Here is a 23878-nt window from a genome sequence, read left to right as displayed (position 1 = left end):
TGATTACGCAGCGATCTCGTTGCCCGCGCGCCCGCTTTCACTGCGTCTTGCATTGATCAGGTTGAGGAGGTGCGCGGCTGCGCGGGCGTCGCACAAGGCCCGGTGGTGATCCTTCAACTCGATGCTGAACGCCCGGGTGAGCTTGCCAAGTCCGTAAGATTTGTGACCGGGATAGTGCCGGCGCATGCCTGCGCAAGTGCAGAGCTTCGGGAAGCGGAAGCGGCGTTCGAGGCGCTCATATTCCGCGGCGACGAAGCCATAATCGAAGTTGACGTTGTGGGCGACGAAAACACCGTCGGCCATGAACTGCATGAAGCTGTCCGCGACCTCCGCGAACAACGGTGCGTTCCGCACCATCTCGTTGGTGATGCCGGTCAACGCGACGATCTTGGCCGGGATCGAGCGCTGGGGGTTGAGCAGCGAATGCCACTCCGCCACGACCTCGTGGTTGCGGATCTTGACGGCTCCGATCTCGGTGATGCGATCCCCACCGGTCCAGCCGCCGGTGGTCTCGATGTCCACGACGATGTAGTCCTGGTCCGGATCGAAGCGGAAATCGGCGCGGCCAATCTCTGCGGGAATGCCGGCGTTGCCGAGCTGGCGCAGCCGCGTCAGCTGGTTGCGTCTGATCACGTCGCCCTCGGCCTTCACTTCCATGAACGAGACGGCACCGTTGGCCACGAGCATGAGGTCGGGAAAACCATCGCGCATCGCGCGGTAGTCCTCGCACATCAAGCGAAGGATGGTGGCGAGGCCCGCAGCGCTCGCGCCGGCAAGCAGCGCGCGGAGTGCATCCATATCGACATGGTCCCAGGCGAACACGCCGTTCGGCTTGCCCCACTTTGCGGCGACGACGCGCAGGATCTGGGGGAGCGCGGCGCTCGACGCGACGGCCTTAAGCTTCGTCTCGATTTGAGGCGCGAACAATCGCGCAAAGGTTCGGTCCTTAAGGCAGTGCGGCATCCAGTCGAAGCCGCTGTGCAGCTGTCCGGATTCGAACAGCTCGTCCCAGAACAGCAATCCGAACAGGCAATGCCAGAGCGTATTCTCGGCGTAGAAGACCTCAAGACCCTGCCGGCGCAGGACGCCCGCGATCCCTGCTTCCGGGCTGCCGCGCCAGGTATCGTCGACCCGAAGCGTTCGCCCTGCCCGGAGCAGCTCCGTGCACAGTCCCGTCCGGCGTCCGTCGAATTTCCGGGCGTAGAAATCGCTCGCGAAGACGAACTCGTCGTCGCTGGCGGGATCGTCGATCATACGGCGCAGCAGTTCTTCGACGGCATCCTTGTCGCCTTCCGCGTAGAGCAGACGGGCGAGACGCTCATTGCAGTCGCCCGAGGAACTGGCGCGGTAGAGCTGAACCGCAAGCGCGGCCTCCCCCTTCTTCTCAAAGTGCAGACCCGCCTTGTGTGCCGCGCGGCTGCGCAGATCGGCGGCGTAGTCCGTCGGGCAGACAGGACCACCGAGAATCCCTGCAACGGAATTGCGATAGACCTCGTCCGATTTGGTCTCGAGGTGACGCAGCAGGCGTGCGTAGTGGAAGCAGGCCCTCGCCTCATCCGCGTCGGCAAACCGGGCGCTGAAATCAGCCTGATCGTTCGTGCGCAGGATGCCGAGGTCACGCAGCGCGAAATTTTTGAGGTTGTCCTCTGTCTTGCCGAAATAGAGATAAAGCAAGAACTCCAGCGGCTCGGTGTCACCGAGCGCAATGAAGGCCTCACCACCGCAATGCCGGAATGCCGTGCCGAACGACAGATTGGCGAGACAATACTCCGTCAGCTTGGCCTTGGGCCATGAGGCCCGGACATCGCTCATGCCGGCCGCCTTGGCACCATCGAACAGCACAGGCTTTGCAAGACAGGCCAGGAACGCAGCGTAATCCTGTTCGCTCAGGCCTCGGACATAACCGGCGATACCAAGCTCCCCCCATGCGCCGATGGGGTCGGCGATCTCCGTGTACTTGAACGTGGAGGGATTGAAGACCGTGCCGTTCCGGTTGACCATCCGGATGAACAGGCATTGGGCGTCTTTGGACAACGACGAGAAGCGAGCGACAAAGGCGTGATGCCCTTCGGTCAGCACCGGACCGTAGGTCTCGCAAACGAAGCTCAGCATCTCCGTGAAGTGGTCGTGGTAGTAGTAGACCGGCAGGACAGGCAGCGTCATCCGTGCGTCGCTCTCAGCGCAGCGTAGCGCGATCCCGCTCTGGTCGATGTTGCGCGGCCGCCGGACATGCCGGCCACCCCTGATTCATGGGCGCCCATGTTCGACTTCTGTTCTTTTCGCTCGACAGTGTCAAGCTCGGAACTTCGCGAGCCCTTGCCGATTGGGTTGCACCAACCGCTATGGCGAGGACGTCGCCGCTCGCAGGCGCATCCGCGACTAACATTGCAAGTGGTGAGGCGGGCGCGTCCTGAGCTGATGAGCGAGCTCGACGCAATCAAACTGAAGCGAACGGCTGTTGATGTTGGCGCGCGACTGGGCCAGACGCCTGCCCCGATCGACATGACCCGCGACAAGCCTCCACATCCTCGCGGAGCAAACCAAGTCATTATCCTTGCGGAGCAAACCAAGTCATTGACTAAGCATGGAGCGGGTGAAGGGAATCGAACCCTCGTATTCAGCTTGGAAGGCTGCTGCTCTACCATTGAGCTACACCCGCGTCGGGCGATCACCTAACACGGCCCGGCGGCGGTCTCAACTGTCCCTGACCGGACTTTCCCGCCCCGCGGGCGGGCTTGTTCCCGGTGCCTCGCCCTCCCCCTTAACCTCGCGGGGATTCCACCCTATATTGAGTGTCCCGAAACCAACGAAAGGAGGTGATCCAGTGTCTTATCTCAAGCGCTGTCACCTCGCTGGGATCGCCCGCTAAGCTTTAATTGAGGCTTGGCATCGGGGCGCTCTCAGCCCTGGACCAGCGAGCAAGAAATCGGGCGCGACGGGGGCTTCCCCGCCGCGCCTTTTTCGTGGGTGCGCACCGCTCAGGCGGGCGTCTCGCCGGCGAGCACTTCGCGAATCTTCTGCGAGAGCTCCGCCTTCCGGTATGGCTTGCGCAGCAGAGCCACGCCGGGATCGAGATGCCCCTCGTGGACGATGGTGTTGTCGGTATAGCCCGAGGTGTAGAGCACCCTCACGCCCGGCCGTCGGAGCCGGACGGCGTCGGCCAATTCCCGCCCGTTCATGCCGCCGGGCATGATGATATCCGTGAACAGCAGATCGAATCTGGCGCCCTGGTCGACCAGCGCGAGCGCGGCCGCGCCGTCGCCGGCCACGAGCGTGCGATAGCCGAGGCTGCCGAGCTGGGCGATGACATAGCCCTGCACGAGCGGGTCGTCCTCGACGACCAGGATAGTCTCGTGCCCGCGCGCGGTGCCGGGCGCCTGGACGGCCGCCGGTCGGGCCGTCGCCTCGCCCTTCGACCGCGGCAGGAACAGCCGCACCACCGTGCCGCGTCCCTCTTCGCTCTCGATCGCGACGGTGCCGCCGGTCTGGCGGGCAAAGCCGTAGACCATGCTGAGCCCAAGCCCGGTGCCGCGTCCAACTCCCTTGGTGGTGAAGAACGGCTCGAACACGCGCTCGCGGATGTCGGCCGGAATGCCGTGACCGGCGTCGGCGACCGCGACCATCACGAAGGCGCCGCGCACGGCATCCCCGTCGCCGACATTGCGCAGGCCGTCGAGCTCCCGGTTCGCGGTCTCGAGCGTCAGCCTGCCGCCGCCCGGCATCGCGTCGCGCGCATTGACGGCGAGATTGACGATCGCCGAGGAAAGCTGCGAGGGATCCGCCATCGCGCACCAGGCGTCGTCCGCAAGGCGGGTCACGATCTCGAAATGCTCGCCCAGGATCGGCCGGAGCAGCTTCGCCGTCTCCACCACGAGGGCGTTGACGTCGATCTCGCGCGGCTCCAGCGGCTGGCGGCGCGCGAAGGTCAGGAGCTGCGAGGTGATCCCGGCGCCGCGCGCGGCCGCATCGTCGATGAGCTGCGCGATCGCGGCGAACTGAGGCTTGTCCGCAAGCCCTTCCTGGATGATCTCGATGGTGCCGGTGATGACGGTGAGCACGTTGTTGAAGTCGTGCGCGACGCCGCCGGTGAGCTGGCCGATCGCGTCCATCTTCTGGGACTGGCGCAGCCGCTCCTCGGTCTCGTGCTGCTCGGTGAGGTCGGTGGCGGAGCCGCGATAACCCATGAAGCGGCCGTCGGCTGCGAACATCGGCTGGCCGTTGACGCTGAAATGGCGCACGCGTCCGGCCAGATCGCGGCCGCGATATTCGAACTTCCGGAACGGCTCGTGGCGGTCCAGTGCCGCGATGTGCTCGCGCCATTTCTCCGGCTCGGACTCGTGATCGACCGCGGCATCGAAGCGCCGACGGCCGATCGTGGCTTCCCGGTTCATGCCGAAGGCGTCGAACCGTTCCGAAACATAGGTGAACACGTGATCCGGTCCGGTCTCCCAGAACCAGTCGGACGCGGTCTCGGCATAGTCGCGAAAGCGCTGCTCACTCGCACGCGCCTCGTCTTCGGCGCGCCGGCGGATCTTGAGATCGCGCTCCAGACTGGCATTGGCCTCACGCAGCTCGCCATAGGCGCGCGAGAGATTGGCGCACATGGCGTTGAAGGCGACGATCACCTTGTCCAGCTCGTCGGGATCGTAGGGCGGCCGGCGCTCCAATTGCAGCGGCGGCGGCGGTCGCGTCAGGCTGTATTTGCTGACGAAGTCGGCGATGGCGACCAGGTGTCGCGTCACCAGCAAGTGGAACATGTAGATGATGAACAGCGAGACGAGGAACGTCTTCGCGGCCTGGCTTGCCAGGATCACCAGGGCGCGGTTGAGCAATTGCTGATAGACCTCGCTCAGCGTCGCCTCGACATGGAGCACGCCGATCGCGCGCGCCATGCCTTGCACGGTGTAGTTCAGCGGATAATCGCGCGTCACGATCGACCGGGTGCCGGGCTCGCCGACCGCGACACGGATCGGATTGGGACGATCGGCGATCTCGCGCACCTCGGCGGCGCGGATGTCGGGCAGCCGCAGCAGGCCTTCGAGCTGAAGCTTGAGCTGGTTCTGGTCGAGATTCCACAGGCTCTCGCCGAGGCTGCCGGTGGTGCTGCGGCCGATCTCCTCGAGCCGTGTCTCGATGACCCCGACCTCGCGATTGTAATCCAGATAGAGCTGAAGCGCGGTCAGCATCAGCGTGACGATCGAGGAGAACAACAGCACCGCGGCCAGGAGGCGCGGCCCGACGCCGCTGCGCGACCAATTGAAAATCCGAGACAACAGCGCCCCAAACATCGCCGGCGCAAGCACAGCGCCGATCCCGCCCACATCCTGCTTCGTGGCCGCCGGGGCAACGGCGCGGCTGCGCTTGGTCTCCTGATCGCCTGAATTGCCCATGCACCATCTCCCCGGAATGGCGGCGCCCTGCTCCGGCCGGCCGGTCACAGCCGCGAGCAAATCGACAGTTCGGATTCTCCCTTCACGCGATGTGCGCGGTGATCCTGTCGGCCCATGGGCGGCTTGAGGTCGGCGGGGTCATATCTTGCGCCCAGCAGCAGGATTCCAGCGAAAGCTATCACCTCGCGTGCTAGAATGACATCGGTGAAAGTCCGGAGTCGCCTGCTTCACGGGCGAGCATTACGCGTTGCGGCCAGCGGTCGGACGCCACTTCCGGTAGACCGCACGAGCCTTCCGGATCAGTGGTAGCAATGCACGATCAAGGAGACGCGTGATGTGGCGGATCGCCCTCGCCTGCCTGTCGTTGCTCGCAGCCGCTCCCGCGCAAGCGCAGGAGCTGATCCGTCTGGCGCGCATCGCCGACATCCCCGACCAATATGTCGGCGGCGAGATGCTGCGGGCCGTCTATGCCAGGCTCAATATCAGGCTCGAATTCGAGGACGTCCCCGGCAAGCGGGCGCTGGCGCTGTCGAGCGCCGGCGAGGTCGACGGCGAGATCCAGCGGATCGGAACGCTGTCCCGCGACTATCCGACGCTGGTCCAGGTCACGCCAGCGATCAACTACATCGAGCCCGCGGTGTTCACGACGAAGCTGTATTTCGACGTCGCCGGCTGGGATTCGATCCGCGACTACAGCATCGGCATCGTCCGCGGCGTCGGCTCGTCGGAAATCGGCACGCGCGGCATGGCCCGGGTCACCGCGACCACGAGCCTGGAGAGCATGGTCAAGATGCTCGACGCCGACCGTTTCGAAGTGATGGTCACCGACCTCTTCAGCGGGCTCGTCGCGGTGAGGAAGCTCAATCTGCAAGGCAGGATCTACCCGCTCTCGCCGCCGCTCGAGCGCATCCACATTTATCACTATCTGCACGAGCGGCACCGCGATCTGGTGCCGAAGGTCGGCACGGTGATCGCGCAGATGGAGGCGAGCGGCGAGCTGGCGACGTTGCGCGAGTCCCTCGTCAAGCAGGTCCTGAGCGCGCCGTGACCATCCCGGCTCAAATCGTGCGAATCCGTTCGCGCAACGCGACGGCGGCGATCAGCACGCCGACGCACCAGGCCATGACCGCCCTGTGAGGCTCCCCGCCGAGAAGCACGGTGAAGATGCTGGTGAGCAGGCACGGCGCGATCGCCTTGCCGTTCCGGCTTGCGAGCGAGACCAGGAACGGCAGCGAGGCGAGCGCTATTTGGAGGACGTCCATGTTGGAAGACGATCTCGCCGCAGGCTTCAGAAGCCGCAGACATTGTGCGCGCGCGGACGCTTGCCGCGGCGGCTCTCGACGATGCGCTCGCCGCCGTTCTCGGCGGAGCTACCGTAATAACGGTGATGACCGGACTGGTCGTGCAAATCGGCAGGCTCCGATTGTGCCGCCCGCCCTGCATCGCAGATGATCTTGGTGGTGTGACCCGACATAGCCGCCTCCGAATTCCTCAGCCTTCTTGGTGGTGATCAGTCGCATCGGCTTCAGGCAGCGTTCACACAGAGGGGCCGCAATCGCGTTTCAGGATGGTTTCGTCGAGGCCGGCGCGACGCAATATTTTTTGCTCGGGGGGTGTCGGCGCTGGCTGTGGTAATACGTCCTCTGGACGCGCGCAGCGAAAAATCAAAATCAACGAGGTGACGATGCTATACGCCATCCTGGCCTACCATGTGGAAGACGAGATCCTGTCCTGGACGCCGGAGCAGGATGCCGCTGTCGTGGCCAAGGTTATCGAGGTCCAGGCGCCGATGCGGGCCAGCGGACACCTTGGGCCGGCAGCCCGCCTGGATGACACGAAAAAAGCCCGCACCTTGCGTGGGCCCGGCGCCGGCATGGTGCTGGACGGACCTTTTGCCGAGACCAAGGAGCAGCTTCTGGGCTTCCACCTCGTCGAATACGACACCGATGAGGAGGCGATCGCGGCGGCGCGGAAGCTGCGCGAGGTCAATCCGTCCGCGGTCTACGAAATCCGCCCGGTCAAGCTTTACGTGCCGGCCAATGGGTTCGGCGCGACGCCGCCTTGAACCCAGGCCTACGAGTCCTGATCTGCCGATGACGCATAGAAGCGCCGGATCAGGAGCCCGCCGAAGGCAATGAACCACAGGAAGGGTGCGACACGCGGCGCGAATGCCGCAACGATCGTGCCCGGGATGAACACGAGCAGCGGAAACAGCGAGGCCATGGTCTCGCGGCGCCAGCCGCCCAAGATCCTCCACCACAGCCACGCGTTGAGGCCGGCGATTGCCGCCAGATGCAGGCCGTAGAGCACCGCCACCGCGCTGCTCATGGCGTAATTGGTGTAGAGTCCGTTGGTCACCGGCAGCAGCACGATCGTGAGCAGGAAGAACAGGTTGAGGATCACCGCACCGCGGGTTCCCACCGGCTGACGCGCCAGACGCCGGTGATGGCTGATCCAGAACAGGCCGGCGATGATGAAGCTGAGCGCGAAGCCGGCCAGCTTGCCGGAATAGACGCGGGCGAGATCGTCCCAGTCCGGCGCGCCGGCGAACACGGCCGATTTGGGCAGGTCATAGGCCAGCAGCGTCATGGCAACACCAAAGATGGTGTTGCTGAGCGATTCCAGCCGCCGCATCTCGAACTGTTCGGGCTTGAGCTCGGTCATGCCGGGTGCTTTTCGGGCTGGAAGTTTGGGGCGTGTTGTCCCTAGGTCTTAACACTGGCCGCGTCCAGCCGCATTGCGATTCGCGCCGCGATCGCCGATTCTCATCCTTTCACCGGGGCGATTCGTGACGACCTATCTGGACACGCTCAATGCGGAGCAGCGCCGCGCCGTCGAGCATGGCGTGGCCGACGGCGTGACCGTGGGTGCCCCCCTGCTCGTCATCGCCGGCGCGGGCTCCGGCAAGACCAACACGCTGGCCCACCGTGTCGCGCATCTGATCGTCGCCGGCGCCGATCCGCGCCGCATCCTGCTAATGACGTTCTCCCGCCGCGCCGCGGCCGAGATGGCCGGCCGGGTCGAGCGAATCGCGCGAAAGGTGCTGGGCGACAACAATGCCGCGATCATGCGCGATGCGCTGACCTGGGCCGGCACCTTCCACGGCATCGGCGCGCGCCTCCTGCGCGAATATGCCGAGCGGATCGGCGTCGATCCCGCCTTCACCATCCACGATCGCGAGGATTCCGCCGACCTGATGAATCTGGTGCGGCACGAGCGCGGCCTGTCGACGACCGAGAGCCGCTTTCCCGCCAAGGGCACCTGCCTGTCGATCTACTCGCGCTGCGTCAACGCCGAGATGGAGATCGAGAAGGTGCTGGGCGCGCACTATCCCTGGTGCGCCGGCTGGGCCGCCGAGTTGAAGGGCCTGTTCGCCGCTTACGTCGAGGCCAAGCAGGCCCAGCACGTGCTCGATTACGACGACCTCCTGCTCTATTGGTCGCAGATGATGAGCGATGCGCTGATCGCCGAAGAAATCGGCAGCCGCTTCGATCATGTCCTGGTCGACGAATATCAGGACACCAACCGCCTGCAATCCTCGATCCTGCTGGCGCTCAAGCCCGACGGCCGCGGGCTCACCGTCGTCGGCGACGACGCGCAGTCGATCTATTCGTTCCGCGCCGCGACCGTGCGCAATATCCTGGATTTTCCGCAGAGCTTTTCGCCGCGCGCGGAGATGATCACGCTCGACCGCAATTACCGTTCGACGCAAGCTGTGCTCGCGGCGGCCAACGGCGTCATCGGGCTCGCGCGCGAGCGCTTCACAAAAAACCTCTGGACCGAACGCGCCTCCGGGCAGAAGCCGCAGCTCGTCACCGTGCATGACGAGGCCGACCAGGCGCGCTACATCGTCGAGGAGGTGCTGGCCAATCGCGAACAAGGCGCGCTGCTCAAGCACCAGGCTGTGCTGTTCCGCACGTCCTCGCATTCCGGCCCGCTCGAGATCGAGCTGACCCGCCGCAACATTCCCTTCGTGAAGTTCGGCGGGCTGAAATTCCTCGATGCCGCGCACGTCAAGGACACGCTGGCGCTGCTGCGCTTTGCCGAAAACCCGCGCGACCGCGTCGCCGGCTTCCGCATCCTGCATCTGTTGCCGGGCATCGGCCCGGCGACCGCGCAGCGCGTGCTCGACCAGATGGCGGAGAGCACTGATCCGCTGCACGCGCTCTCCCTGCTCCCGGTGCCGGCGCGCACCGGCGCCGACTGGACCGACTTCGTCCGTACGGTCGAAAACCTGCGCTACTCGGAATGGCCTGCCGATCTCGAGCGCGTGCGGCTCTGGTACGAGCCGCATCTCGACCGCATCCACGAGGATTCCGAGACCCGCCGCGCCGATTTGATGCAGCTCGAGCAGATCGCGAGCGGCTATTCCTCGCGCGAGAAATTTCTGACCGAGCTCACGCTCGATCCGCCGGACGCGACCAGCGACAAATCCGGGCCTCCGCTTCGTGATGAGGACTATCTGATCCTCTCCACCATTCATTCCGCCAAGGGCCAGGAGTGGAAGTCGGTGTTCGTGCTCAACGTCGTCGACGGCTGCATGCCCTCGGACCTCGGCGCCGGCACCAGCGCCGAGATCGAGGAGGAGCGCCGCCTGCTCTATGTCGCGATGACGCGCGCCAAGGACGATCTGCACCTCGTCGTTCCCCAGCGCTTCTTCGTCCATGGCCAAGCCGCCAAGGGCGACCGCCACGTCTACGCCTCCCGCACCCGCTTCATCCCGGAATCCCTGGTCTATCTGTTCGAGCGCACCGCCTGGCCGAAGGCGGGCGCAAGCGCAGCGCGCACCGCCGCGCAGGGGCCGAAGATCGACATCGGCGCGAAGATGCGCGGGATGTGGCGGTAAGTCGATCGCTTGTCTTGACGCATTGCCTTGACGCGAACCGGTATCCACTTCGCTCGAAAACGCTTCAGGCGTTCAGCCGGTCGAACTGGACCTTGCCCGCCTTCATCACCAGCGGAATGTGCTCGCCCTGGCCGAGCAGGCAGGCGATATCGCGGAGCGGGTTGCCGTCGACCACCAGCAGGTCCGCGATGGCCTCGGGCGCGATGCGGCCGAGCTTGCCCGCCATGCCGAGCACCTCGGCGCCAATGACGGTCGCGCTGGCGATGACGGCACGCGGGCCGAGGATTTCGGCGCGAATGCGGAATTCGTCGCTCTGCAGACGCTGCGACGGCCCGAGCAGATCGCTGCCGAACCCCATCTTCACGCCGGCATCGCGATAGATCGCGAGCGAGCGCAGACCCGCATCGCGGACATCGGCGATCTTGGCGACGCTCTCCGCCGGCAGGCCATATTGGGCGCCCTCGTTGGCGAGCGCCTCATAGGTGACGAGCGTCGGCACCACATAGGCGCCCTTCTCGGCCATCAGCCGCGCGGTCGGCGCATCCACGAGATTGCCATGCTCGATGGTGCGCACGCCGCAGCGGACCGCGCGCTCGATCGCGGCGGCGGTGTAGGCGTGAGCGAGCACATAGGTCTGGCGCCCGCGCGCCTCCTCGACGATGGCGCGGATCTCGTCCTCGGAGTAGCCGAAGGCGCCGACCGGGTCGGTCGGCGAGGCGACGCCGCCGGAGGCCATGATCTTGATCTGGTCGGCGCCCATCTGCAGCTCCTCGCGCACCGCCTTGCGCACGCCGTCGACACCGTCGGCAACGCGCGCCAGCGCGCCGACGCGCACGCAGCACGGACAGGTTGCGTCGCTCGCCAGATAATCCGAGCGCGCCCGCATGTCGCCGTGACCGCCGGTCTGGCTGAGCGCGCGGCCGGAGACGAACAGCCGCGGCCCGTCGGTCAGACCGGTCTCGATCGCCTGCTTGAGCGCATGGCCGGCGCCGCCGGCATCGCGTACGGTGGTGAAGCCACGCCGCAGCATGCCGCGCAGCAGCAGCGTCGAGCGCAGCGTCACCAGCACGTTCGGCATGTGCACCTGCTGCGCCAGGTTGAGCTCGACGGCGATCGCATGCACATGCAGGTCGATCAGGCCGGGCATCAGCGTCTTGCCCTTGAGGTCGATGGTGCGATCGGCGGCAACTTGAATCGGCCGGTCCGACACCTCCTTGATCAGGCCGTCTTCGACCAGCACGTCATGACCGGCGAGCAGCTCCGGCTGAAGCGGATCGAGCAGCGCGGCGTTCTTGAAGAGAATGCTGGGCATCGCGGCGTCCTGTCAGGAATGGGCCGGCGCAAGCAGGGCCGGCAAGGTGAGCTGGGCAAAGGGAAGGCACGCGGCGACGTCGTCCTCGCCGTACCAGCCTGCCTCGTGCAGCAGGTTGAGCGAGCCGAACGTGCGGCCGCGCCAGCGCACGGGCATGTTGAGCACGCTCTCGCAGCCGAGCGAGGCGATCAGCTCGTGGTCGGGGAAGACGGCACGCAGATCCTCCCGCGTGCGGCCGATATAGGCCTCGCCGCGGTCGAGAACGGCTTCGGTCCATGGACCCGGCGCGAGGCGCTTGCGTCCGCCGGTCGGATATGGGCCGGGAAGATTGGAATAGATCCGCGCCGCTTCGCCGCTGTCGCCGTCATAGGTCAGGATCGTGAACAGCTTGTGCCCGATCGCCGATCGCACGGCTTCGTCCAGCGCCGCGAACAACGCATCCGGCTGATCCACCCTGCCCTGCGCAGCCGCGACCGTGCAGAGCAGAGGATCGACGCCGCGTTTCGCCGCCCTCATGCCGCTTCACCGGCCGCGATGTCTTCCAGCGACCGGCCGCGCGTCGGCACGCCCATCAGCACGACGGTGACCGCCCCGAGCAGCAGCACGGTGGTGGTGACGCCGAACACACCGGCGAAGCCGAAATTCGGGTAGAGATAGCCGACCAGGATCGGCGAGACGATCGCACCGATGCGGCCGATGGCGGAGGCGAGCCCGGCGCCTGTGGTCCTGACCGGCGTCGGGAACACTTCGGCGGTATAGGCATAAACGCCGGCATAGGTGCCGTTCATGAACAGCGACAGGAAAATTCCCGCCGCCATGATCTGCTGGTCGCTCTGCGCGAAAGCGAGCCCGAGCGCGCTGATGCCGCCGAGCACCATGTAGGTGGCAATCGTCGCCTGCCGGCCGATGCGCTCGTTGAAATACGCGGCGCTGAAATAGCCGGGGATCTGCGCGCAATAGATCGCGATCGAATAGGCGAAGCTCTTGGTGATGCTCATGCCGTTCTGGACCAGCAGACCGGGGATCCAGACGAAGAACGAATAATAGCTGAAGGTGATCGCGAGCCACATGATCCAGGTCATGATGGTGATGCGCGCCTGCCGCCCCGCCAGCAGCGCCGCGAAATTGGCGAGCAACGTTCCGCCGGCCCCGGCCGGCGCCGCGGCTTCGACCACCGGCAGCGGCAGCTTATGGCCCGCACGCGCGAAGCTGGCCTCGATCCTGTCGAGAACGGCTTCGGCCTCCTTCTCCCGTCCCCGGCTTTCGAGCCAGCGCGGCGATTCCGGCAGAGCCCGCCGCCACCACAACAGCATGACGACCGGCACCGCGGTGATAACCAGCACGATGCGCCAGCCGTTGTCGTAGGCGGGAACGATGAAGTAGCCGAGCAAGGCCGCCGCGACGAAGCCGAACGAGAAGAAGCCGGCCAGCGCACCGGTAAAGCTGCCGCGGTAGCGGCGCGCCACGAACTCGGCGAGATAGGGCGCGATGATCGCGCTCTCCGCGCCGGTGCCCATGCCGGCGACGACCCGCGCGGCGAAGAACGTCGGCCACGTGTCCACCACCGCGCTCACGATCGACGCCACGCAATAGAGCGCGAGCGCCGACATCATCACGGCGCGGCGGCCGATCAGGTCGCCGAGCGTGCCGGCGAACAGCGCGCCGAACAGGAAGCCGATATAGGTGCTGCTGCCGAGCACGCCGATCTGGACGCTCGACAGATTCCACGACGTGCGCAGCACCGGCAGGATGAAGGCCAGCACCGCCGCGTCCATCGCGTCGAACATGTAGCCGAGCCCGCCCATCAGCAGCAGATGCTTGTGAAAGCGTGCGAATGGAAGGCGCTCGACCCGCGCCGAAATCATCGACATGAAAGTCCCCTCAGTCTGGCGGCCCGGCGCTCCGCGTGTCCCTGGGGGAAACCATAGACAAAGTGACATTATCGTCATAATTTATAATCATGATCTAATATATCACTGGGGTGAATGTCCGTGTCGTTCCGCGCGCTCGACCTCAACCTGCTGAAAGTGTTCGAGGCGCTGATGACCGAGGGCAGCGTCACGCGCGCCGCGAATGCGCTGCGCATGACCCAACCCGCGGTCAGCAACGCGCTCGCGCGGCTGCGCGACGCGCTCGGCGATCCCCTGTTCGTGCGCTCCGGGACCGGAATTCGTCCCACCCAGCGCGCGGCTGCGCTGTGGGAGCCGATCGGCGAAGCGCTGGAAAGCGTGCGCGGTGCGCTCGACGAGCGGGTGTTCGATCCCACCCGCGCGCAGACCGAGTTCAGCCTGTCGATGTCGGACTACGTCTCCTCGCTGGTGATGCCGAACCTGCTGAATCATCTCGGCGAGGTCGCCCCGAAGGCGCGCGTCCACACTGTGCCCAACACCGTGCTGGAGATCGCCGACCAGCTCGAGGACAACAGGGTCGATTGCGTGCTCAGCGTCTATGTCAACGAGGCGCAGCAGCCGGCCGCCATTCGCTCACGCTCGCTGTGGACCGTCGACTATGCCTGCTTCATGCGGCGCGGCCATCCCCTCGCCGCCCAGAAGCGGCTGAGCACGCGCACCTTCCTGAACGCGGGCCACGTCGATGTCAGCCTCGCGGGCAAGACCATGCCGTCCTACGATCTGTTCCTCGCCTCGCGCGGGCAGTCGCGCAATCTGGTTGCGACCGTCAATCATTACAGCGCCGCCTACGAGGTCGTGCGCCAGTCGGATCTCATCGCGGTGATGCCGAGCGATTTGCGCTCGCAGTCTCGGCACGCGCCGTTCCTGCACGCCATGCCGCTGCCGCTCAAGGCGCCGCCGCGCATCGTCAGCCTGTTCTGGCATCAGCGCAACGACACCGTGCCGGCGCAGCGCTGGCTGCGCGAGACCCTGGTCGAGATGTTCGCCAGATCCGATTGAGCGAATGGGCGCGAGCCCGGCACGATGTCAAAAGCGGAAACGATGCGTTTCCCGAAGCTGCATTGTCGCACCGTCCGATGCGGCCTAGCTCGACCGCAAAACCTTTCCCCTCCCATGATGACGGGCGCAAGGCCGCCCGCAGAGACCCTCATCAATGACCACACCACTGCAATTCGGCCTGGACACCTTTGGCGACGTCACGAGGGATGCCTCCGGCGCCATGCTTCCGCATGCGCAGGTGATCCGCAACGTCGTCGCGGAAGCCGTGCTGGCCGACGAGCTCGGCCTCGACTTCATCGGCCTCGGTGAGCATCACCGCGCCGATTTTGCGATCTCCTCGCCCGAGACCGCGCTCGCGGCGATCGCCTCGCGCACCAAGCACATCCATCTCGGCTCGGCCGTGACGGTGCTGAGCTCGGACGATCCGATCCGCGTGTTCCAGCGCTTCGCCACGATCGATGCGCTCTCGAACGGACGCGCCGAGGTGATCCTCGGCCGCGGCTCGTTCACGGAATCCTTTCCGCTGTTCGGTTTCGATCTGCGCAAATACGAAGAGCTGTTCGAGGAGAAGCTCGACCTGTTCGCAGCGCTCTTGTCGCAGAAGCCGGTGACCTGGGAGGGCAAGCTGCGTCCGCCGCTGCGGGATCAACTGGTCTATCCGCCGGTCGAGAACGGCACCTTGAAGACCTGGATCGGCGTCGGCGGCAGTCCGCAATCGGTGGTGCGGGCCGCGCATTACGATCTGCCCTTGATGCTCGCGATCATCGGCGGCGATCCCGCGCGCTTTGCGCCCTATGTCGATCTCTATCACCGCGCCTTCAAGGAATTCGGCCGCCCCGCGCAGCCGATCGGCGTGCACTCGCCCGGCTATGTCGCCGAGACCGACGAGCAGGCGCGCGAAGAGCTGTGGCCCGACTACAAGGCGATGCGCGACCGCATCGGCAAGGAGCGCGGCTGGCCGCCGATGGGCCGCGACGAGTTCGTCAACGAGGCCGAGCACGGCTCGCTCTATGTCGGCTCGCCGGAAACGGTCGCGCGCAAGATCGCCAAGACGGCGAAGGCGCTCGGCATCTCGCGCTTCCAGCTGAAATATTCGGCCGGGCCGCTGCCGCACGAGAAGCTGATGACGAGCATCGAGCTCTATGGACGCAAGGTGGTTCCGCTGGTGCGGGAGATGATGGGGTAGCGCCTCGCGACAGCCCGCCTCGCGCCCTTCAGGCTACGGGGCGGCAGCCTTCGTTAGCTTCGCGTGACGGTGATTTGGGCTGGCTTGCCCAGCCGTAGCTCGCGAAGCGAGCGAAGGCTGGTGGGGGAGGCAGGACTCGAACCTGCGAAGCCATGAGGCGGCTGATTTACAGTCAGCTCCCTTTGCCACTCGGGACACTCCCCCGCTCGACGGCAGCACAATCGGGCCGGACCTTGCCGGCGGACCGAAGACGGCCATGGAACGTGAAGGCCGCGACAACCCGGATCGGGGCGCGACCGGGCGCGTTTATGGGCGAAGCGGTGGGGCAAAGTCAACCGAGGCGAACAGCTAAAATCGCCTTCGAAGGCACCCAAATTGCCATATTCCGGCACCCGTGACACAAGCGAGCCCATGAAGGACAAAAAATTCGCCCCGAGGGGCCCCCGCGGCGGGGCTAAGCCCTTCAACAGGCCCGGGAAATCAACCGGCCGGCCGGCCTGGCGCGACCGCGATTCGGGACCCGACGGACCCGTCATCCTCTATGGCTGGCACACCGTCACGATGGCGCTCGCCAACCCGCAGCGCCGGATCCGCAAGCTGACGCTGACCGAGAACGCCGCAAGGCGCCTTGCTGAGGAAAACATCGAGACCGGCGTCACCCCCGAGATCGTGCGGCCCCAGGAGATCGACCGCCTGCTCTCGCCCGACGCCGTGCATCAGGGCCTGCTGGCCGAAGCCGATCCCCTGCCCTCGCCGGACATCGAGACCTTGAAGCAGGAAGGCATGGTGCTGGTGCTCGACCAGATCACCGATCCGCACAATGTCGGCGCCATCCTGCGCTCCGCCGCCGCATTCGCGGTGAAGGCGATCGTCACCACCGCGCGCCACAGTCCCGAGGCGACCGGCGTGCTGGCCAAGGCCGCCTCCGGCGCGCTGGAACTGGTGCCTGTTATCACTGTGCAAAACCTGGCCCGTGCGCTCACCGCGCTGAACGAGCGCGGCTTCCAGACGGTTGGGCTGGACAGCGAAGGCAGCGAGGACCTCTCCGACGTCACGCTGCGCGAGCCGCTCGCGCTGGTGCTGGGCGCCGAAGGCAAGGGCCTGCGGCAATTGACGCGCGAGACCTGCAGCGTCGTGGCGCGGCTCGACATGCCCGGCGAGATCAAGAGCCTCAACGTCTCGAACGCCGCCGTGCTCTCGCTCTATGTCGGCGCTAGCCGCCTCGGCTTGATGAAACGGTAGATCGGCCGCGAAGCAGGTGCGCTCCCTCGCCCCGCTCTTGCGGGGCCGCGACGAGCTACGCTCGCGCTGGGGTGAGGGGCTGCTTCCGCAATCACGGTGACAGCTGGACTCGCGGAGAGCCCCCCTCACCCGGATTGCATCTTCGATGCAATCCGACCTCTCCCCGCAAGCGGGGCGAGGTGAAAAGCAAAACGCCTGCCCGCATCGCGCGGACAGGCGTCTCGTCAGCTCAACCGATCAGAGATCAGTAATAGCGGCGCAGCACGCGGTGGCCGCCGTAATAGTACGGCGCGTGACGGTGCGCGTAGCCATAGCGCGGGCCGTAGCCGTAATGCGTGCGCGGCAGATAGCCGTAACGGGGGCCATAGCCGTAGCGATACGGACGGTAGTACGGGCGGCGATAGGGATAAGCGGCTGGCGCTTCGACGGCGGCGGCGCGATAGCCATAACCGTAGCCGTAGTTGGCGGGGGCAACGACCGCGTCCTCACGATAGGTCGGATACGGCGCGAAGGCGCCCGGGCCGGTGTAGGTCGGGCCCTGGTTGACGTAGTAATATTGCGTGGTCGGCTCGGCGAGACGCTCATAGGCGCCATAGCCGTAACCATAGCCGCCGCAACCGGTGTTGCAGCCGGAGAAGACCGGCGCGACCGGAGCGCACGAGGTGAAGCCGCACGCCGAGGCCGGCGCGGTGGCAGCGAACATCACGGCTGCCGCCGCGACCAGTCCCGAAATCATTTGACGCATTACTCTCTCCTGTTGATTTCCGTTTGTTGGATTTTTGACGTTTCTCAACCCGGCGGTTTGCCGGGCAATTCGACATGCGGACGCGGCCGGGGCCGGCGCGGCCGGTCATTGATCTCGGGCGCGTAGATCACCGGCGGCGGATCGACGGGCGGGTCCATCTGCACCGGCAGCGGTGCGGACGATGCGCCCCAGCTCTGGTGATAGCTCTCGGCGGGCTTGGGCAATTTGCGGTTCGCGGGCGGCTCGACCTCGAGCCGGCCGTAGCCGGGCCGCAGGCCCAGCGTCGGATAATAATGGCCGACATCATCGGGCTGCCGCTCGGCGATATAGCGTCCGCCATAAATGGTCGGCTGCACCTGGACGTTCTTGCCGAGGCCCCAGACGCCCTCGACGACGCTATAGGACGCGTCGATGCCATTGATGATGATGGGCACGCCGGGACGGCCGGGCACGACGATATCGAAGCCGCCGCCGGCCAACGCCGTCGCAGGCAGTCCGATCAAGAGGGCAGCAAGTGCCACGGCGCGCATGAGAAATCCCGTTTATCCGCAGACAACCTAACCGATTGCGCCACAGAGAGGGTTAAGGCCAGCTCGCCAATTTCCGGTAAGCCTAACGCGCAAGGGTCGAGAGCGGCTCAAATGCCGCAAGGCGCGCTAGCGAAGCGTTAACGGGATGAGAATGCGCGCGTGTGCCGGAAGCGCGCGGGGTTGCGTGGCACGAACTGCACATCCTGGACGGGCTCACGTCGATGTGACCCCGCTTGCACGAAAACCACGGAACGACTCTGGAGTGCCGCACTTAGCCACGATCCCAACCACATGGAGTAGAGACCATGACGAGCCTGAAATTGATCGGCGCGGCTGCGCTCGCTGCGTCCGCGTTGGCGAGCCCCGCATTGGGTCAAGCTTCCATCACCAATCCTGCGGCGTGTGAATCCATGTTCCCAAGCGAAAATTGCCTGAACGCCGGAGCCGGCAGCCCCTACGCCACCAGCCGCCAACAGCGACAATATCGGCGAGCAGCCCGCTACAATGAGCCGAACAGGGCGAACAGCGGCTTCTGGCCGGTCGATACAGCGGGCGCCGTCGCTGGTGCTGCCGTCGGTACCGCGGCAGCCGTCGCCTCCGCGCCGTTCCAAGGCTGGGGCAATGCATACGCTTCCAGCAGCTACAACGGCAGCTATGACCGCGGCGAAATGGGCTGGTATGGGAATTGGGATACCTATGCCGCCCGTAACGGCATCGTTTGCAGGCCCGGCACCTGGATCAAGGGCGAGGACGGCCGCCGGCACATCTGCCAGTAAGGCCCTCTTCGATCAGGCTGAAAGGTTTCAGGCGGCCCTCCGGGCCGCCTGTTTCATGCCGGCGAAACGCCCCGCGCGGGTTCTGGCACTTTCCGATCAAGTCTGATATTGCGGCGCGCGGGCGGACAGCCCGGCGCATGCCGGCCCTGCCCGCATTCCAGCGTCGCCGGCTTAGCTCAGCGGTAGAGCAGCGGTTTTGTAAACCGAAGGTCGGGGGTTCAATCCCCTCAGCCGGCACCAGCACGCCATGCCCGTCACTCAGCCCGAACTCTTCTGCATACTGCCGTGCTGCAGATGCTCGACGCCGGTGCCGTCGATCGCGACCCAGGCATGTTTCGACCGCTCGAACACCGACTTGATGGGCGCGGGGAAATCCGGGTCCGCAATAGTGCCGACGGCAACGCCAAGCATCGACGGCAGGTTGTCGGCTTTCCAATACACCGTCGAACCGCAATCGGAGCAGAAATAGGAACGGACCTTGCCGCCGCTCTCGGCTGAACGAACGTACTCCTTCGGCAGACCCGCGCACCTCCGGCTCCGTATCTCAACGCGCTGAAGCCGGAGCCCGCATGCCTGTTTTGACTGACGAAGAAAATCTCGCCGTTCAGGTGGTCGTCTGGACCAGCCGTTCCGGCAGCTCGTCGAGCTGCCACAGCCCAATGCTCTTGTCGTGCCAGCCGCCACCGCCCTCCTCGCAGCGCTCGTTGATCAGCGCGCGCGGCGCCGGCCAGCCGAACGGCGCCTTCTCCATATTCAGCGCCCGCCAGTCGCCGTCCTCGCAATCGCGGTTGTCGTCCCATTCGGGAAACGTCGTGACCAGCAGGAAGCGCGCGCCGCTGGCGCGAAAATTGGTGACGGCGCGGGCGATATTGTCGAAGCTCAGATGCACCAGACAATCGCGGCAGAGAATGACGTCGGCGCTCGGCAGCGCATCGCGCGTGATGTCCGCGACGTGGAAGCGACCGGCGAGTTCACCGCGGGCCACGCGCTCGCTGTTGGCCGCGATCAGCGACGGCACGATATCGATGCCGGTGTAGCCGATCTCGAGCTTCATGCGGCCGATCCAGCCCGCATCTCCGCAGGGCGCATCGAGCAGCGAGCGCGCGCCGAGCTGCTGCAACAGGCCGGGCAGTACTTCGCGGATCGCTGCAGTGGCGCGATCCTCAGAGCCGAGGCCCGACACCGAGGTCGTAGCTCCCCAGAGGTTGGTCCGCTCGATTCGCTCGAAGCGAGCGGCGAGATCGAGGCCGGCAAAATTCTCGCGGTCGGCGACGAAGCGCTCATGGGCGAGCACAGGGGGACGATTGGCGATCATCAAGCGGGGACTCGCGTCAAGATTCCGTCGCAAGCATACTATACGGGCGAGGCGTTCAATCCAGAATCTCTCGCAAGCGAGTTCGTTGATGATCACCCGACGAATGGCCCTGGGCGGCCTCGCCGCTCTGCTGTCACCCATTGCCGCACGCTGCGCTCCCGGCGAAGAGTTCAACGTTACCTCCGGCCGCGACAGCCTCTCCGTGTCGCGTTATGCGGCGGCCGGATCGGAGAGGCGCCCCGCCGTAATCGCGCTACACGGCGCCCGCGGCATCGAGCTCAGAGCCCGCGCCTATGAGCGCTATGCCGATGCGCTGACGGCGCGAGGCATCGACACCTATTTTCTCCGCTACATGACGTCGGCCGACATGGCTGCGTTGACATCCACCTCGCATGAGATCCGCGAGGCCTATGAGACGAGGCGGTTCGACGACTGGGCCGATACGGTCGCCGCCACCGTGACGGCTGTGCTCGGCCGGACCGACAGCTCGGGACGCATCGGCCTGCTCGGCTTCTCGCTGGGCAGCTACATCGCCGCCGAGGCCGCCGCGCGCGACACCCGCATTACAGCTGTCGCAGTGCTCTACGGAGGCATGCCCGAGGCCATGGCCACCAAGGTCAAGCATTTGCCACCGCTCATCGTACTACATGGCGAGGAGGACCGAAACGTGCCGATCGCCAAAGGACGTGAGCTCGTCGAACTCGGCAAGGCCGCCGGTGCCGAGGCCGAATTCGTGCCCTATCCGGGCAGGGCTCACGGGTTTGACTTCTCCGACACCGACCCGATGACGCCAGATGCAATCGATCGCGTCACACGGTTCTTCCAGGCCAAACTGGCGGTCTGACCGGACCGGCTCAAGCCGGCTTCTGCCATTCCATGATGTGGAAATATGGCACCCGCAGATGAAGGGCGTTCCTGTCGGGGTCGCCGCCTGCGGGCCTCGGCTCGACGAACAGTCGCAACTGGAGGCCCTGATCCAGCAGCAGCGTCATGTAGGTGCTGAGCGGACGATGCCAGTTCTGAATCCGGATACCGCGCCAGCTCACCCAGATCGGCCGCTCGTCCATGTAGTGATCGATGGCGAAGCGCAGGACGCCCTCGCCGTCGCGCGTCCAGCCGGTCGGCTGACCGGCGGTATTGAAGCTGGTCAGATTGGCGATCAGCAGCGTGCCGCCCGGCCGCAGCGCCGCCACCATTTTTGCGATCGCTGCGCCGAGATGCGGCATGTCGATCAGGCTGAGATAGCTGACGACGAGATCGAAATCCGCATCGGCCTCGAGCGTCTCCGCACGGCCGAGCCGATAGTCGCCATCCGGGTCCAGCTCCCTCGCGCGCGCGAGCAGCGCCTCGGTCGGGTCAATGCCGGTGGTGCGGATGCCGGCACGCTGCATGATGCGGCAGAAGCGCCCCTCCCCGCAGCCGACATCCAGCGCATTGCGGAAGCCGCGCCCTTCGATGCGCTCGCGCATCGGCGCATCCAGCACGAAGCGGCGGCCATAGTCGCCGTCGTTGCCCTGCTCGACGATCCAGGCGGCCGCAGACGCGGCCCAGTCGTCGCTGACATCCTCGTTCATGGGGTGGCCTTGTGAAATGGATGTTGGCCGCGCACATCGCGGGGACCGCTACTGACCACGGATTGGATCAGAGTTCAACATCAGGTAGCATGCGCGTCCGATGCGCACGACTTCAGCGAAAGAGAAGGCCAGAATGGTCGCTGGTGCGGCAACGGCCGTCATCATGACGGCCGTGCTGTTCGTCGTGGTGCTTGCGTTCCTGCTGTAGCAGGCGCTGCCAACGCGGCGGACGAAAGCCGCCGCGACGGCTCAGGCGGCGCGCACCGTGCGCAGGAATTTTCCGACTTCGTCCTTCAGGCGGTTGCTGTCGGTCGCCAGCATCTTGGCGGTCGAGAGCACCTGCGAGGAAGCCGAGCCGGTCTCGGCCGCACCGCGCTGCACGTCGGTGATGTTCGAGGAAACCTGCTGGGTGCCATGAGCGGCCTGCTGCACGTTGCGCGAAATCTCCTGGGTCGCGGCGCCCTGCTCCTCGACGGCGGCGGCGATGGTCGACGACACTTCCGAGAGCCGCTCGATCGTCGCGGAGATGTCACGGATCGCGTTCACCGATTCCTGGGTCGCGGACTGGATGCCGGAAATCTGCTGGCTGATCTCGCCGGTGGCCTTGGCGGTCTGCTCGGCCAGCGTCTTCACCTCGGACGCCACCACCGCGAAGCCGCGGCCGGCTTCGCCTGCGCGCGCCGCCTCGATCGTGGCGTTCAGCGCCAGAAGATTGGTCTGGCCGGCAATGGTGTTGATCAGCTCGACGACGTCGCCGATGCGCGTCGCCGCGACCGAGAGCTCACTGACGCGCTCGGTCGTGGTGCGGGCCTGGGTGACGGCTTCGCCCGCCATGCGCGCGGATTCCTGCACCTGCCGGCTGATCTCGTTGACCGAGGACGACAGCTCTTCGGTCGCGGTCGCAACCGACTGCACGTTGCCGGAGGCTTCGCCCGACGCCATCACGACGACCGAGGTCAGCTCCTGGGCGCGCTGTGCGGTGGTGGCAAGGGTCGAGGACGAGGCCTCGAGCTCGGTGGAGGCCGATCCGACTGTTTCGATGATCTCGCCCACCGCGCGTTCAAAGCCGTCGGCGAGGTTGACCATGTCGCGCTTGCGCAGCTCGGCAGCCTGCTTCTCGGCCTCTGCCTGCGCCGCCTTGAGGCGCTCGACCTCGAGGCCGTTGGTCTTGAAGATCTCGACCGTCTTGGCCATGTCGCCGATCTCGTCGAGGCGGTCCTTCTCCGGCACGTCGATCTTGAGATCGTTGCGGGCAAGACCCTCCATGGCGAGCTTCAGCCGCGCGATCGGCTGCGACATCGCCTTGAGGCCGATGAACAGCGCAATCGCGATGCCGACCAGCAGGCCGCCGGCGCTGACGCCGATCACGGTCCAGGTCGCCGACCTCGCGTCGCGGTTGATGGCTTCCTTGCGCTTGTTGACGAGCTGAGCCGTCTCGGTCACAAACTGGGCGATGCGCGCCAGAGCCGCGTCCATCACCGGATCGCACTCCTTGTGGGCGCGGTCAGCGGCCTTGGCATTCTCTTCCGTGCTGCTCGCCTGCGAGCCTGCCTTCAGCACTGGATCGCAGCTTGCGAACACCGCTTTCAACTGGTCTCCGAGGCTCCTGATCTGGGTCGTGCGCGACGGATCATCCTGCTCGGCCGCGTCCAGATATTGGCGGATTTCGTCGCGGTTCTGGTTGGCGGTCTTGAGACGAGCAGCGTTGCCGGCCTCGGTCGCCTCGGTGAAGACCGCATAGAGCGCGGCATGATAAGTCTCGGCGCGGCGCTGGGCGCGCGTGAGATTGAGAGCGGAGGATTGCGAGGCGGCAAGCTCGCTGAACCCGTCGACGGTCGCAGAAAGTTCGCGCGTGCCGAAGGTCGCGACGGCGATCATCGCGCATCCCATCACGGCCACGATCAGCGCGACCTTCCATACGATCTTCAAATTGTTCAAAAAGCTCATCTCAGCCGCCCAATGATTTTCCGGTCACCATTGACCGAAGCAGTTTCTCCAGTAGGGCCATTGGAACCGGCGGACGTTAAAATTTGATACCAATTGACGCTCGTAA

21 protein-coding genes, 3 tRNA genes and 1 pseudogene are annotated in these 23878 nt (G+C 65.7%); 9 read left to right on the top strand and 16 right to left on the bottom strand.

The window, feature by feature from the left end; translation table 11 throughout:
- Positions 1-3 precede the first annotated feature (3 nt).
- From RAD16_RS21020 to RAD16_RS21010, 3 genes are all read right to left on the bottom strand, one after another.
- A complete protein-coding gene (locus tag RAD16_RS21020; RefSeq protein WP_458159798.1) occupies positions 4-2163 on the bottom strand; it encodes an exonuclease domain-containing protein in 2160 nt (719 codons plus the stop codon).
- A gap of 422 nt (positions 2164-2585) precedes the next feature.
- A tRNA-Gly gene (locus tag RAD16_RS21015) sits at positions 2586-2659 on the bottom strand.
- A 319-nt stretch (positions 2660-2978) separates the two neighbouring features.
- A complete protein-coding gene (locus RAD16_RS21010; protein WP_458159797.1) occupies positions 2979-5390 on the bottom strand; it encodes an ATP-binding protein in 2412 nt (803 codons plus the stop codon).
- 334 nt (positions 5391-5724) lie between these two features.
- Here RAD16_RS21010 and RAD16_RS21005 point away from each other — a divergent pair, with 334 nt between their 5' ends.
- Positions 5725-6438 (top strand): substrate-binding periplasmic protein, encoded by a 714-nt coding sequence (locus tag RAD16_RS21005; protein WP_458159796.1) that lies wholly within the window; start codon positions 5725-5727, stop codon positions 6436-6438.
- A 10-nt stretch (positions 6439-6448) separates the two neighbouring features.
- On the opposite strand, the gene RAD16_RS21000 is transcribed toward RAD16_RS21005, so the two are convergent.
- Both RAD16_RS21000 and RAD16_RS20995 read right to left on the bottom strand, forming a co-directional pair.
- Complete coding sequence (locus RAD16_RS21000) at positions 6449-6652, bottom strand: hypothetical protein (RefSeq protein ID WP_458159795.1); 204 nt, start codon at positions 6650-6652, stop codon at positions 6449-6451.
- Between the two features lie 26 nt (positions 6653-6678).
- Entirely contained in the window at positions 6679-6864 is a 186-nt protein-coding gene (locus tag RAD16_RS20995; protein ID WP_458159794.1) for a hypothetical protein, read from the bottom strand.
- A gap of 210 nt (positions 6865-7074) precedes the next feature.
- Between RAD16_RS20995 and RAD16_RS20990 the strand changes: the two genes are divergently transcribed.
- Complete coding sequence (locus RAD16_RS20990; protein ID WP_458159793.1) at positions 7075-7455, top strand: YciI family protein; 381 nt, start codon at positions 7075-7077, stop codon at positions 7453-7455.
- Positions 7456-7463: 8 nt separating this feature from the next.
- Here RAD16_RS20990 and RAD16_RS20985 read toward each other — a convergent pair whose 3' ends face one another.
- Positions 7464-8054, bottom strand: coding sequence for a TMEM175 family protein (locus RAD16_RS20985; RefSeq protein WP_458159792.1), 591 nt, complete (start codon positions 8052-8054; stop codon positions 7464-7466).
- Between the two features lie 124 nt (positions 8055-8178).
- Between RAD16_RS20985 and RAD16_RS20980 the strand changes: the two genes are divergently transcribed.
- Positions 8179-10236: an ATP-dependent helicase gene (locus RAD16_RS20980; RefSeq protein WP_458159791.1), complete on the top strand. Its 2058-nt coding sequence runs from the start codon at positions 8179-8181 to the stop codon at positions 10234-10236.
- A 64-nt stretch (positions 10237-10300) separates the two neighbouring features.
- On the opposite strand, the gene RAD16_RS20975 is transcribed toward RAD16_RS20980, so the two are convergent.
- Genes RAD16_RS20975 through RAD16_RS20965 form a run of 3 tightly spaced genes read right to left on the bottom strand, consistent with a single transcriptional unit; the run spans position 10301 to position 13419 of the window.
- Positions 10301-11548 carry an amidohydrolase family protein gene (locus tag RAD16_RS20975; RefSeq protein ID WP_458159790.1) on the bottom strand — a complete coding sequence of 416 codons (1248 nt, stop codon included), beginning with the start codon at positions 11546-11548 and terminating at the stop codon, positions 10301-10303.
- 12 nt (positions 11549-11560) lie between these two features.
- Positions 11561-12064: a GAF domain-containing protein gene (locus RAD16_RS20970; RefSeq protein WP_458159789.1), complete on the bottom strand. Its 504-nt coding sequence runs from the start codon at positions 12062-12064 to the stop codon at positions 11561-11563.
- The gene (locus RAD16_RS20965) at positions 12061-13419 is read right to left on the bottom strand and encodes an MFS transporter (RefSeq protein WP_458159788.1); all 1359 of its coding nucleotides are present in this window, start codon (positions 13417-13419) and stop codon (positions 12061-12063) included. Before RAD16_RS20965 ends, RAD16_RS20970 begins: the two co-directional genes overlap by 4 nt.
- Positions 13420-13533: 114 nt before the next feature.
- Here RAD16_RS20965 and RAD16_RS20960 point away from each other — a divergent pair, with 114 nt between their 5' ends.
- Both RAD16_RS20960 and RAD16_RS20955 read left to right on the top strand, forming a co-directional pair.
- The gene (locus RAD16_RS20960) at positions 13534-14457 is read left to right on the top strand and encodes a LysR family transcriptional regulator (RefSeq protein WP_458159787.1); all 924 of its coding nucleotides are present in this window, start codon (positions 13534-13536) and stop codon (positions 14455-14457) included.
- Between the two features lie 154 nt (positions 14458-14611).
- Positions 14612-15643: an LLM class flavin-dependent oxidoreductase gene (locus tag RAD16_RS20955; protein WP_458159786.1), complete on the top strand. Its 1032-nt coding sequence runs from the start codon at positions 14612-14614 to the stop codon at positions 15641-15643.
- 118 nt (positions 15644-15761) lie between these two features.
- Here the strand turns inward: RAD16_RS20955 and RAD16_RS20950 are convergent.
- A tRNA-Tyr gene (locus RAD16_RS20950) sits at positions 15762-15847 on the bottom strand.
- A 207-nt stretch (positions 15848-16054) separates the two neighbouring features.
- On the opposite strand from RAD16_RS20950, the gene rlmB reads away from it, so the two are divergent.
- Complete coding sequence (gene rlmB / locus RAD16_RS20945; RefSeq protein WP_458159785.1) at positions 16055-16885, top strand: 23S rRNA (guanosine(2251)-2'-O)-methyltransferase RlmB; 831 nt, start codon at positions 16055-16057, stop codon at positions 16883-16885.
- Between the two features lie 244 nt (positions 16886-17129).
- On the opposite strand, the gene RAD16_RS20940 is transcribed toward rlmB, so the two are convergent.
- Entirely contained in the window at positions 17130-17630 is a 501-nt protein-coding gene (locus RAD16_RS20940) for a hypothetical protein (protein ID WP_458159784.1), read from the bottom strand.
- Positions 17631-17674: 44 nt separating this feature from the next.
- The gene (locus RAD16_RS20935) at positions 17675-18160 is read right to left on the bottom strand and encodes a hypothetical protein (protein WP_458159783.1); all 486 of its coding nucleotides are present in this window, start codon (positions 18158-18160) and stop codon (positions 17675-17677) included.
- A gap of 305 nt (positions 18161-18465) precedes the next feature.
- On the opposite strand from RAD16_RS20935, the gene RAD16_RS20930 reads away from it, so the two are divergent.
- Together RAD16_RS20930 and RAD16_RS20925 are read left to right on the top strand one after the other, a co-directional pair.
- Entirely contained in the window at positions 18466-18936 is a 471-nt protein-coding gene (locus RAD16_RS20930; RefSeq protein WP_458159782.1) for a hypothetical protein, read from the top strand.
- A 165-nt stretch (positions 18937-19101) separates the two neighbouring features.
- Positions 19102-19176, top strand: a tRNA-Thr gene (locus tag RAD16_RS20925).
- Between the two features lie 18 nt (positions 19177-19194).
- Here RAD16_RS20925 and RAD16_RS20920 read toward each other — a convergent pair.
- Positions 19195-19461: pseudogene (locus tag RAD16_RS20920) on the bottom strand (GFA family protein); the annotation flags it as partial.
- Between the two features lie 79 nt (positions 19462-19540).
- Complete coding sequence (locus RAD16_RS20915; protein ID WP_458159781.1) at positions 19541-20251, bottom strand: class I SAM-dependent methyltransferase; 711 nt, start codon at positions 20249-20251, stop codon at positions 19541-19543.
- Positions 20252-20339: 88 nt separating this feature from the next.
- Here RAD16_RS20915 and RAD16_RS20910 point away from each other — a divergent pair, with 88 nt between their 5' ends.
- Positions 20340-21095 (top strand): dienelactone hydrolase family protein, encoded by a 756-nt coding sequence (locus RAD16_RS20910; RefSeq protein ID WP_458159780.1) that lies wholly within the window; start codon positions 20340-20342, stop codon positions 21093-21095.
- Positions 21096-21105: 10 nt separating this feature from the next.
- On the opposite strand, the gene RAD16_RS20905 is transcribed toward RAD16_RS20910, so the two are convergent.
- Positions 21106-21825 (bottom strand): class I SAM-dependent methyltransferase, encoded by a 720-nt coding sequence (locus tag RAD16_RS20905; protein WP_458159779.1) that lies wholly within the window; start codon positions 21823-21825, stop codon positions 21106-21108.
- A 249-nt stretch (positions 21826-22074) separates the two neighbouring features.
- Entirely contained in the window at positions 22075-23772 is a 1698-nt protein-coding gene (locus tag RAD16_RS20900) for a methyl-accepting chemotaxis protein (RefSeq protein ID WP_458159778.1), read from the bottom strand.
- Between the last annotated feature and the right edge of the window lie 106 nt (positions 23773-23878).

The organism is Bradyrhizobium sp. 18BD, from assembly GCF_054185225.1.
Note: the sequence above shows the minus strand (reverse complement) of the source record. Positions and strands in the feature narration are given on the sequence as shown.

Bases quoted from the DNA above. Each gene is read 5' to 3' on its own strand.
- RAD16_RS21020 (WP_458159798.1), bottom strand. From the start codon at position 2,163: ATGACGCTGCCTGTCCTGCCGGTCTACTACTACCACGACCACTTCACG.
- RAD16_RS21010 (WP_458159797.1), bottom strand. From the start codon at position 5,390: ATGGGCAATTCAGGCGATCAGGAGACCAAGCGCAGCCGCGCCGTTGCC.
- RAD16_RS21005 (WP_458159796.1), top strand. From the start codon at position 5,725: ATGTGGCGGATCGCCCTCGCCTGCCTGTCGTTGCTCGCAGCCGCTCCC.
- RAD16_RS21000 (WP_458159795.1), bottom strand. From the start codon at position 6,652: ATGGACGTCCTCCAAATAGCGCTCGCCTCGCTGCCGTTCCTGGTCTCG.
- RAD16_RS20995 (WP_458159794.1), bottom strand. From the start codon at position 6,864: ATGTCGGGTCACACCACCAAGATCATCTGCGATGCAGGGCGGGCGGCA.
- RAD16_RS20990 (WP_458159793.1), top strand. From the start codon at position 7,075: ATGCTATACGCCATCCTGGCCTACCATGTGGAAGACGAGATCCTGTCC.
- RAD16_RS20985 (WP_458159792.1), bottom strand. From the start codon at position 8,054: ATGACCGAGCTCAAGCCCGAACAGTTCGAGATGCGGCGGCTGGAATCG.
- RAD16_RS20975 (WP_458159790.1), bottom strand. From the start codon at position 11,548: ATGCCCAGCATTCTCTTCAAGAACGCCGCGCTGCTCGATCCGCTTCAG.
- RAD16_RS20970 (WP_458159789.1), bottom strand. From the start codon at position 12,064: ATGAGGGCGGCGAAACGCGGCGTCGATCCTCTGCTCTGCACGGTCGCG.
- RAD16_RS20965 (WP_458159788.1), bottom strand. From the start codon at position 13,419: ATGTCGATGATTTCGGCGCGGGTCGAGCGCCTTCCATTCGCACGCTTT.
- RAD16_RS20960 (WP_458159787.1), top strand. From the start codon at position 13,534: ATGTCCGTGTCGTTCCGCGCGCTCGACCTCAACCTGCTGAAAGTGTTC.
- RAD16_RS20955 (WP_458159786.1), top strand. From the start codon at position 14,612: ATGACCACACCACTGCAATTCGGCCTGGACACCTTTGGCGACGTCACG.
- rlmB (WP_458159785.1), top strand. From the start codon at position 16,055: ATGAAGGACAAAAAATTCGCCCCGAGGGGCCCCCGCGGCGGGGCTAAG.
- RAD16_RS20940 (WP_458159784.1), bottom strand. From the start codon at position 17,630: ATGCGTCAAATGATTTCGGGACTGGTCGCGGCGGCAGCCGTGATGTTC.
- RAD16_RS20935 (WP_458159783.1), bottom strand. From the start codon at position 18,160: ATGCGCGCCGTGGCACTTGCTGCCCTCTTGATCGGACTGCCTGCGACG.
- RAD16_RS20930 (WP_458159782.1), top strand. From the start codon at position 18,466: ATGACGAGCCTGAAATTGATCGGCGCGGCTGCGCTCGCTGCGTCCGCG.
- RAD16_RS20915 (WP_458159781.1), bottom strand. From the start codon at position 20,251: ATGATCGCCAATCGTCCCCCTGTGCTCGCCCATGAGCGCTTCGTCGCC.
- RAD16_RS20910 (WP_458159780.1), top strand. From the start codon at position 20,340: ATGATCACCCGACGAATGGCCCTGGGCGGCCTCGCCGCTCTGCTGTCA.
- RAD16_RS20905 (WP_458159779.1), bottom strand. From the start codon at position 21,825: ATGAACGAGGATGTCAGCGACGACTGGGCCGCGTCTGCGGCCGCCTGG.
- RAD16_RS20900 (WP_458159778.1), bottom strand. From the start codon at position 23,772: ATGAGCTTTTTGAACAATTTGAAGATCGTATGGAAGGTCGCGCTGATC.